Origin of the sequence: Microbacterium sp. ANT_H45B (assembly GCF_008369345.1) — a bacterium.
Classification (GTDB): Bacteria; Actinomycetota; Actinomycetes; order Actinomycetales; family Microbacteriaceae; genus Microbacterium.
Genome location: NZ_VOBK01000003.1, coordinates 878,927 through 885,521 on the forward strand (window position 1 = coordinate 878,927; position 6,595 = coordinate 885,521).

General features: G+C 59.1%; 6 protein-coding genes. 2 read left to right on the forward strand and 4 right to left on the reverse strand.

What is annotated here, in order from left to right:
* The first annotated feature begins 204 nt into the window (after positions 1-204).
* Positions 205-1,242 carry a M28 family peptidase gene (locus FQ142_RS16175; protein WP_188042444.1) on the forward strand — a complete coding sequence of 346 codons (1,038 nt, stop codon included), beginning with the start codon at positions 205-207 and terminating at the stop codon, positions 1,240-1,242.
* 88 nt (positions 1,243-1,330) lie between these two features.
* On the opposite strand, the gene FQ142_RS16180 is transcribed toward FQ142_RS16175, so the two are convergent.
* Complete coding sequence (locus tag FQ142_RS16180; protein ID WP_149424119.1) at positions 1,331-1,996, reverse strand: DsbA family protein; 666 nt, start codon at positions 1,994-1,996, stop codon at positions 1,331-1,333.
* A 533-nt stretch (positions 1,997-2,529) separates the two neighbouring features.
* Between FQ142_RS16180 and FQ142_RS16185 the strand changes: the two genes are divergently transcribed.
* Positions 2,530-3,018 (forward strand): DsbA family protein, encoded by a 489-nt coding sequence (locus tag FQ142_RS16185; protein ID WP_188042445.1) that lies wholly within the window; start codon positions 2,530-2,532, stop codon positions 3,016-3,018.
* A gap of 60 nt (positions 3,019-3,078) precedes the next feature.
* Here the strand turns inward: FQ142_RS16185 and FQ142_RS16190 are convergent, their stop codons facing one another.
* The 3 genes from FQ142_RS16190 to FQ142_RS16200 are packed head-to-tail and all read right to left on the reverse strand — an operon-like array spanning position 3,079 to position 5,681.
* The gene (locus FQ142_RS16190) at positions 3,079-3,711 is read right to left on the reverse strand and encodes a response regulator transcription factor (protein WP_188042446.1); all 633 of its coding nucleotides are present in this window, start codon (positions 3,709-3,711) and stop codon (positions 3,079-3,081) included.
* A 31-nt stretch (positions 3,712-3,742) separates the two neighbouring features.
* On the reverse strand, positions 3,743-4,873 hold the full coding sequence (locus FQ142_RS16195) for an HTTM domain-containing protein (RefSeq protein WP_262492175.1): 1,131 nt from the start codon (positions 4,871-4,873) through the stop codon (positions 3,743-3,745).
* A gap of 49 nt (positions 4,874-4,922) precedes the next feature.
* Complete coding sequence (locus FQ142_RS16200) at positions 4,923-5,681, reverse strand: DUF5819 family protein (protein ID WP_262492176.1); 759 nt, start codon at positions 5,679-5,681, stop codon at positions 4,923-4,925.
* Between the last annotated feature and the right edge of the window lie 914 nt (positions 5,682-6,595).

Below are 6,595 nucleotides of genomic sequence, written 5' to 3' on the forward strand. Positions count from 1 at the left end.
CACACGCGCTGACACGACGACGTTCAGTGGACGCAGACGACATGAACTAGTCATCAGTCCCTGAATATCTCAACCAGCCTGACTCGAACATCCGCCCCTCGATGAGGATCGCGCGCACTCCAGCGCGTCAGGATTGAATTCATGGTTCCTAAAATAAGCAGATCGTTCTCCCGCCGTGCCAGCCGCCGACACGTAGCCGCGCTCATGGCTTCCAGCATCGTCGGAGTGATGTTGGTGGGGTGCACCATCGACACCTCAGTGGTGGTGCCCCCGATGCCCGGGGCAACGACGCCTTCTTCCGAGGCGGTATCGTCGCCTGACGTCGAGAGCATCATGTCGTTGATCAATCAACGACGCGCCCTGTCGTTCCTCGATGACCTTCAGGCCGTTGCAGACGCTCACGACGGCAACCGAGCCGCAGGCACGGACGGCGCAGCGGCAAGCAGAGACCTGGTAGCAGAGACACTGAAGGATGCTGGGCTGAAGGTGACTCGCGAGCCTTTCGTTTCGTCGAACGGATTCACCGGCGAGAACCTATTCGCAGAAATCCCCGGAACAAGCGACGACGTTGTTCTTCTTGGGGCTCACCTCGACTCAGTGACGATGGGTCCCGGACTCAACGACAACGCTTCCGGAGTCGGTACTCTCGTAGAAACCGCGCTGATCGAGGCGCAGCGCGACTCTGCGCGCTCTGCTACTGTGCGATTCGCCTTCTGGGACGCCGAAGAGATCGGCATCCTTGGCTCGAGCGCGTATGTGGAACAACTGCCGGCAGAGGAGAAAGAGGAAATCACGGCCTATGTCAACTACGACATGACCGCGACGATCGATGGGTACGTCGGAATCATCGACTCTGACTTGTCCAGTATCGATGAGCAACCCGAAGAGATCAGGGATCTTCTGTCAGAGATGTACTCAGGTGCGGATGTGGCTTCCGATTCGACCCGGGTGGAGCAGACTCTATGGGATTTCTACCGCGCTGCGAATCTTGACGGGTTCGAGTTGCGAAGCGAAATCATGACGCTGGCAAACTCTGACACTCTTCCCTTCTTGGCCGACGGGACTGTTCCGTACTCCGGAATCGGCATGTTGGGGGCGGACCAGGAGGTCGACGACGACGGCGCCATCCTCTTCGCCGCGTGCTACCACCAGGCCTGCGACACACGCGCCAACATCGATGAGGACGCCTACCTGACGAGTATCGGAAGTGCACTTCACGTGATCGACACCCTCGCAGACTGACACGAAGATACAGAGACCCGGGGGCCTCTGTCCACGCACATTGTGACATGCGCGGAAAGAGGCCTCCGAAGGGCTGATGGTCGGAAGCCTAACGATCGAGATCCCTCAGCGTCGCCAGTTCGTCTTCGACAACCCGCACAAAGACTTCAGATGATTGCCCTCCCTGAAGCTGGCGCTGATTGATAAAGTAATAGGGCACCGCCGACAAGGAGAGCGTCCGCGCTTCCTCCGCGGCTTGGCTGACACTTTCCCGGCACTCCTCCAGATCCGCCTCAAAGAGTTCGATGTCCGGCACGCCTATCTCTACGGCTATAGCCATGAGTCTCTCCGGGGATAGCGACTCTCTTTTTAGAGTGGCGTCAAATAATGCCGCCCTGTAATCCCAGAACATATTCTGATTGCCAGCCGCTCGGGAGGCGACAGCAGCATTGAAGGATGCTTCCCCGAGGGCGGGGAAATCACGAGCTTCGAAGCGAACAAGCCCCTGATCGATATATTTCTCCATGAGCTCGGGGAGCGTCTCAGTATCAAAGCTGGCACAGTAAGCACACTGGTAGTCGGTGTATCCGACGATGACAACCGGCGCATCTAGAGCACCGACAGCGGCAAAATCAGCGGGATCTCGCAGAGCTTGACCGGAGGCGGATCGATCTTTTTCCAACTCGTCGATAGTGACCTCCTGAGCTGGAAGACCATCATGCTGCCGCAACGCAAGAAAGATGCCGATTGCCGAAAGTAGCATCAGGACCGCCACCGTCGCGAGAGTTGGCCTCAGATATTTCGAACTATATGCCTTCGAAGCGTGATGTGATTGCAATTGCGTCAACTAGTTCCGTCCATTCATCGGGCGCAGGCGCATGCGTGCAACTGAATATATTTCAGTCACCTTACTCTAATCACTTGGGCACAGGTGAGCCTGCGTGAGGTCCTTTCACTCCGATCGAATTCCGGATGACGTCCCTCGGCCAGAAAATAATCCTGATGACATCAAGCATCGTCCAGGATTAACCTCCACAGCGGCTGCGCAGATCGCGGTAGCCGTCGTCGCGTACGATTCTGTGTATGCCATTTCTTTCATCCCTGCTCGTGCGTGAGCGCCTCCGTCGTGCTTTCATCACCAGCGCGGTCTTTGCGTCCGGTGCTACTTTTCTATTGACAGGGTGTACTCATTCTCAAGATCCATCGACGGGAGATTCAGGCAGTGTTGCGGCCCAGAGCTCAACACCGGCGTCGACTGTCTTGGGTCTGTCCCCGCACTACCTCCAGCCGGCAGATGATGCTGCGCTCGTGACTGTGGTCGAGTTCGTCGACTTTCAGTGCCCGCCGTGCGGTCGCCTCGCTCCAGCGATAAGCGCCCTAGCTGAATCCCGCCAGGGCACAGTCAACGTCGCAGTCCGGCACTTGCCGCTTGCGATGCATCCCAACTCCTTGCCGGCGGCACTCGCCATCGAGGCAGCGGCGTCGCAAGGCGCATTTCCGAGCATGTATGAAGCTCTGTTTGCCACGCAGAGCGAGTGGTCTCGACTCGACCAGGCTCAGGCCATGTCGTATTTCCAGGACCTCGCTGAATCGCTGGGTTTGGACACGGCCAAGTGGGCGACAGCGGCAAGCAGTACAGAAGCTCTCGCCGCGGTCCAGGAAGATGTTGCTGCGGCGACAAGCCTCGGTGTGCGGTCGACGCCAAGCGTGTATGTCAATGGGACTCGAGTGGACATCCGCGGCCTAGAGGACTTGATACAGGCGGTCGATGCCGCTGCCCTCATGTCAGCGAGGTGACAACGGCGCACGATGGGGATACCGCGTCCGCCCTATGAATGGTGCGCGACGCCTAGGTGATCAATCCAGTATTCCGAACTCACGCGCCGCGATCACCGCATCTCCCCGCGTGGAAACTGCGAGCTTGGTGAGCAGATTCGCAACGTGTGTTTTCACGGTGGCCTCGCTCACGAACAGCATGGTTGCGATCTCTCTATTGGTGAGGTCCCTCGCAACCAGCTGCACGATCTCTTCTTCCCGAGCCGTCAGAGTCACTTGAGGCGCCCTGCTCTCAAGTGCCGATTGGCTCAGACGCTGCATCGCAGACCAGGAGAACGCAACCTGCCCAAGACGCACCCCCCGAATCGCATGCTCGATCATCTCGGCAGATGAGTCCTTCAAGAGGTAACCACGCGCCCCCACGGAGATAGCCCGAGCCACTGACTCTTCGGTATCGAATGAGGTAAATATCAAGATGCCGATCTCAGGCCAGCGAGTCATCAGCTTCGCCGTGGCGTCAAAACCCTCATCCCGCTCACGCATCTGCACGTCCATCAGCACGACCTGGGGTCCAAGATCCGAGTCCCGCAAGCGCGCGATCATGTCCTGTGCTTCCGAACTGTCTGCGGCCTCTCCGACCACTGCAATCGAGTCGAGAGACTCAAGTAGCATCCTGACACCTGACCGAACCACCAGGTGATCGTCGATGATCATCACACGAGTCGGCCCATCGAGCGGTTGCCCGCTAATTTCTTGCACTGACAACTCCAATGCCGTCGAGAGTCGATTCGTCTCGCTTCTGTTGACGAACGCCAGACTCGCTGTCAGGTTTGACGCCGTCTGCCTGTAAGCGGAGCGACCGATGAACTTCGAACCGGCGAGGAGAGCTACGCAACCAGGTTCCCACCTTCCGCCATGATGCATCACGAACGAAGATGAAGTCAACCGCGATCATCGTGAGCGAGAACCACGGTAGTCCCATCAAAACGCCGATACCAATATGGAAGCCCCAAATGCCAACCAGGGCGATTCTGCGTGTCGGTGCGGCCAGGAGCATGAACGGGAAGGACATCTGCAACAGTAGTGACGCCCACGTGAGAATTGCTACGACGGAGCTGTCGGATGTGACCAACTCGCTCAACCACGGCCAGGTCCCGAATCTCTCAGTTGCGAGGGGTGCATATATTGCCGTGCCATCTTGCCATGGCGCTCCGCCGGCTTTGTACAAAGCGCCAGCCACGTACACGAAGAACACCTGGCAGGCCAACACGATAATTGCCAAGTTGTGAAACAGGGTCGATAGTAGACTTCGCGAGTTCGTCGATTCGGGTTCAGACCTTCTCCCCCTCCGTCTCGAGTCAAGAGAAAAACACGATGAACAATTGGTGAAGATCAGCAGGACAAGGATGATGCGATACATGTTGTCGCCCTGATCGCCCAAGAGATCGTTCGCCTCGATGAAACTGACCCAAAGGATTGCAAAGACGATCAGAACCGGCCGCGTTCGCCAGCCGAGCAACAGCAACGCCGCGAGCACCATAACGACCATATACAGGAAGGTATAGAGAGCACCGTCACCGGAAGCAAGCCGAAACGCGTCAATGATCGGGAGCTTCGACAGCTCGCTCTGGGGCGCATTGATTTCGCCATTCCACGCTGACCCAGGACCAAAAGAGTAAAGCCGCGTTGAGTAGTTTGCAGCCAGCAAACCCAACGCTATAGCACCTATCAGCATCCGGGTGATCGATATTCCGACCAGCGCCAGCTTGCGTTCAGTGAGTTTACTCTCTAGCTTCCCCAGAGATTCTTGCGCACCGGCGAGCAATTTACGCAGAAGATCAATGCTGCCATGCCAGCACCACTGCAGCAACGACACGAGAAGATCGCTAGCTTTCGATGGTGATGCGTTTCTCCGGCCTGGTGGCTCATTCACGAGATTTACTTTCATTGTCGGACATCCAGCGGTGGTACAACGGGAGAAATACCTCCGAGAAGTTATCCTCAGATTGATCGACCGCTACATCTGGCGCCCGCCAACCGGTGGCGTAGACCGATGGCGAAGGGCGTGTTTTACTGCGGGACACCCCGTCGCGATCTTCGAACTCAGGAACGTTTTGACGCTGCACCTGAAACTGGACTGCCACGACGTCACTCCCCCATACCGCGTTTGCGACTTGAGTGGCATACCGCCGGACCTGTTGCTCTTTCTCGAGGTAGGCTTCGACGTCGTCCTGTCCGCCATAGGACACGAGCTTCTCCCTCAGCCGCTCGAGCCAGTCTCCACCTTCGTAGTATCCGAGTTCGAGGATGACCTTGTGGTCGGCCGAGAGACCTTGCCAGGCCGTAGCAAATCTTGATGCGAGTTCGACCGACTGAATTGCTGCTCGAGGTGGGAAGAGGTTGTCCGTCAGCATCTGCACCTCGATCGCTGTGGCATCCACCCAGTCGGTCGTTCTCTCCGCCCCGCTTTCCTCAACCACGGCCCGAACGCTTATCGCGTAGTCCCCGTTGATCGGCGCTGGTGCAAAGACGCTCCATGACTGCCCGAAGAGGGGCAGCATATACGCACTCAGCCCCTCCTGACCCCCGGGAAACAGTGCTCGTGCTCCCGCCGAGTACGGCGCGATCCACAGGAAGCTTGCGCAGATATGGATGGCAGCCAGGATGCTGGCTGCTACCGTCACAACGCGCACCCAGGGCGACCGCGTCTGACGGCCACTATGTTTCTTCATCGCGCTCCCCACGCTCACCTCTGACCTTTCGACGACGAGAAGCGCAGGGGGGAAGCGATCACTGCCGCCTCCCCCCTGCGTGCTGGTTAGTCAGTCAATTCGGCGTTTGCGTCCGTCAAACGACGACTCCTGCCGATGAGTAGCCAACCGAGGAGCCCAGCCCCAAGCGCTCCCATTGCGAGGAGCAGCGAGGGCAGGCTGTCCATTCCTGTGGTCGCAAGAGGGCCGCTGGATTCCGGCGCCGCGCTAGCGGAGGCGTTGGCGCCCTGTGCCGTTGCTGTTCCGTTTACCGAGGAATCAGCAGAAGACGAGGACGAGGCATCGGCCTGAGCGGCAGACTGCGACGTTCCCGACGCATCTCCCGACGCAGCCGCCGACGCATCCGCACTCGCTGCAGACGACGCGGCCGCCGACGCATCCGCACTCGCTGCAGCCGAACCAGCAGCGTTCGAGGTTCCCGACGCATCTGCATTACCCGCAGCCTGCGCCGCGCCCTGCGACCCACCGGACGCATCTCCCGACGCGTCCGCCGACGCATCCGCATCGGCCGCCGCAGCCGCAGCCGCCTCAGCAGTCGCATCCGCAGCCGCCGACGCCGTCCCCGACGCATCAGCTCTCGCCGCAGCAACCGCCGCAGCATTCGCATTCGAATCCGCAGCCGCAGACGCCGCCGCATTCACATTGCCCGACGCATCAGCATCAGCCGAGGAATCAGCAGAAGCCGAGGAATCAGCAGAAGCCGAGGAATCAGCAGAAGACGAGGACGAGGCATCGGCCTGAGCGGCAGACTGCGACGTTCCCGACGCATCTCCCGACGCAGCCGCCGACGCATCCGCACTCGCTGCAGACGACGCGGCCGCCGACGC

Coding starts and splice junctions, on each gene's coding strand:
- FQ142_RS16175 (WP_188042444.1), top strand. CDS start 205: ATGGCTTCCAGCATCGTCGGAGTGATGTTGGTGGGGTGCACCATCGAC.
- FQ142_RS16190 (WP_188042446.1), bottom strand. CDS start 3,711: ATGATCATCGACGATCACCTGGTGGTTCGGTCAGGTGTCAGGATGCTA.